The organism is Aeromonas sp. HMWF014 (assembly GCF_963878295.1).
In the GTDB taxonomy this organism is placed as follows: Bacteria; Pseudomonadota; Gammaproteobacteria; order Enterobacterales; family Aeromonadaceae; genus Aeromonas; species Aeromonas popoffii.
Genome location: NZ_CAWNYS010000497.1, coordinates 17,798 through 20,352, shown reverse-complemented (window position 1 = coordinate 20,352; position 2,555 = coordinate 17,798). Strand labels below are relative to the sequence as shown.

The window sequence follows — 2,555 nt, the reverse complement described above, 5'->3', positions numbered from 1 at the left end:
GCTCATGTGGTAATAGTTGGTGGCCCAGCCATTGGGGGCCGTGATCCGCATCTGGCAGCGGGAGAAGACGGTGACGGTCCCGCCGTTGGCGGCGGTGACCGTATAGGTGGCGCTGCCCCACCCCGGCCAGTCGTAGGAGACATCGATGGAGGAGTAGGGAGAGCCTGAGCCGGTATGGGAGTGGGCGCCGTTCACCTGCCAGCTGTAACCCTGGCGCCAGGGCAGCTGGAACTGGCCACCGGCCAGCTGGTCCGACGGTGTGACCGTCTGCGCCCTGGGCGAGATCATGGCTTCCTTGCCAAACAGGGTCTGCCACTGCTCGCTCAACTGCTGCCGCTCGTGGGGGGCAAGCAGGCTGGCCAGAGCGGCCTGGTGCGCGGCGAGCGGGGACAGCGCGGGGGCATTGCGCAACTGGACCAGGGCCTGATAAAAGCGCGCAGAGAGCTGGCGCGCCATCTGCTCGAACTGGTTATCGAATCCCCGGGCCTTGACCAGCCGGGCGAACGGGGCCGCCATGGCTTGTTCCGAGGGGGCCGAGATGAGCTGGCTGCTCGTCTCCATCAGGGCCAGCAGCAGTTGGGGGTTGAGGCTGGTGATGCCACTCCAGTGCAGGATCACCTCCTCCTTGGGCAGCAGGTGAGGCGCCTGTTGCAGCAGGAAGTCGTGCAGATCGAATACCATGGCTGCCTCGCCAAACACGAAGTGGGCCTCGTCCAGTGGCACTGTGACAGCTTCAGTGGCGCTGAGCTGCTGTCGGGTGAAGTGGTAGGGAGCAAGCGGGGTGTGGATGTCGCCGGCCCAGCTGGCGGTAGGGAGCAAGGCCAGCATCAGCAGTGAAGGAATGGGTCTGAACATGGTATCTCCTTGGCAAGGGGGTGAGGTGTCAGCGTGGGAGTGCTCCCACTCAGGCAACGACAGCGCGACGCTATGCCAAGGTTTCACCATAGGGTGACAGGTCAGAATTGCTACTCGAATGAGACTTTTGTTGCGGTGGATGATCAGTGTTAATTGTTAACAAATGTTTACAAAAATATTTTATGATACTCAATCAGCGCTATTTGATGTTCGAGCAAGGCCTTGCCGTAAAATCGGGCGGTTCGCGCAAGCAGTGCCCGTGCGGGGGATAGCGTGATAGGCTTGCCCCCGACTTCCTGCGGCCAGCCGCCTGTTGAAAAGTGCGCAAGACGGGTTGTTATTGGCTGTTTTGTTATTAAATGGCGTGATATCTTGCCGGTTAATCTGGTCGGATCTCTCTCCGAACTGCAACTGAATATTGAGGACTGGGCCGAGTGTCCAAGGATGGAACGGGTGTGATAAGCAAACGGGCGATGGCGATCGCGTTTGAAGAGTACTGTGATGCGGATCTTTCCCTGATCAGGGACTACTACGAAACCACTTTCTCCCATTACGTGCCGGATCTGGCCGAGCGTATCTTCGTGGTGCGAGACGCTAACTGGCTGGTGGGCGTCGTGCGTCTGCGCGACGAAGAGGATTACTACCACCTGTGCGGCTTTCGCTTGCTGCCCCATTACCAGTCGTTGGGACTGGGCTCCCGTTTGTTGCAGCACGCCTGCAATGATTTGCTGGACAAGCCGGTGGTGTGCCAGGCATTGCCATTCGAGAAGCCGTTTTACCTCCAGGCCGGTTTTACCGACCTACCCCTGCACGAGCTGGATGGCCCGCTTTTCTCCCTCTATGACCAGCAGCGCGAACAGGGTTACCAGATCGAGCTGCTGGTGCGTCAGGCCCAGGCCCCCGCCTACAACTAAAGGCTCATTTGGGGTTGGTTAGCAGGTGAATTTTGCCTGGTGACAGCTCAATCCCCAGCAGATTCTCTTTCAACCAAGCCTGGTTTGTGTCCTTGTCGTTGAGGCGATAGACAGGTTGGGTCTCCAGCCGTTTCTCCATGCTCTGCAGCAGCATGCCCAGCATGAAGCCGAACTTCTGCTGCGCCGCCTCCGGTTCCAGCTTGTACTCAATCAACTTCATGTTATCGAGGAAGAGTGCGCTCTGGGCCTTGTCATAGCGCGGCCTGGCCTCGTAGGTCATGTTCAGGCGCGCGTCGTATTCGGTCTGATCCGGCAGGGTGATTTTCAGCTTGCCCTTGCCATAGACACGGGCGGTATCCGGGCTCTGGCGCCCAATCTGGACGTCGCTCTGCTCGAGCTGCACATGGGCCTTGATGATGCCGGGCAGCTCCAGCTGTTTGTTCACTTGTACCTGGGATTGCAGGTACTGGTTTATCTGTTGCTCATTGATGTCATATGAGCCTTGGCCTAGCATGGCCAGACTCAGCAGCATAGATTGCAGGATCATGCTAACGACCTGATAGAATGGGTGTGTTTTACAGCATACCATCCTGGCCCCGTGGGATCTGCCCACCGCGGCCACTCTGGTGTACAAGGAGTTCTCTTGATCAATGGCTTGGAGCACGACATCCAGCTGCTGTTTTCCCAGTTCCTCGGCGGGTTGCTGCTGCTATTTCACACCGTGATTGTGGCGGGGGTTTCCCTGCGGGTGGTGATGAAACGGCGCCCCATCGGCGTCTCGCTGGC

3 protein-coding genes are annotated in these 2,555 nt (G+C 58.7%); 1 reads left to right on the top strand and 2 read right to left on the bottom strand.

Features of this window, described 5'->3' with window-relative positions; all coding sequences use genetic code 11:
* On the bottom strand, positions 1–855 hold an 855-nt coding region (locus AAC083_RS19295; RefSeq protein ID WP_108537458.1), incomplete at its 3' end, for a M23 family peptidase.
* Between the two features lie 473 nt (positions 856–1,328).
* On the opposite strand from AAC083_RS19295, the gene AAC083_RS19290 reads away from it, so the two are divergent.
* Positions 1,329–1,769 (top strand): GNAT family N-acetyltransferase, encoded by a 441-nt coding sequence (locus AAC083_RS19290; RefSeq protein WP_181364826.1) that lies wholly within the window; start codon positions 1,329–1,331, stop codon positions 1,767–1,769.
* 4 nt (positions 1,770–1,773) lie between these two features.
* On the opposite strand, the gene AAC083_RS19285 is transcribed toward AAC083_RS19290, so the two are convergent.
* Positions 1,774–2,316, bottom strand: coding sequence for a DUF1439 domain-containing protein (locus AAC083_RS19285; protein WP_042038296.1), 543 nt, complete (start codon positions 2,314–2,316; stop codon positions 1,774–1,776).
* Positions 2,317–2,555: the final 239 nt, after the last annotated feature.

Coding starts and splice junctions, on each gene's coding strand:
- AAC083_RS19290 (WP_181364826.1), top strand. CDS start 1,329: ATGGCGATCGCGTTTGAAGAGTACTGTGATGCGGATCTTTCCCTGATC.
- AAC083_RS19285 (WP_042038296.1), bottom strand. CDS start 2,316: ATGATCCTGCAATCTATGCTGCTGAGTCTGGCCATGCTAGGCCAAGGC.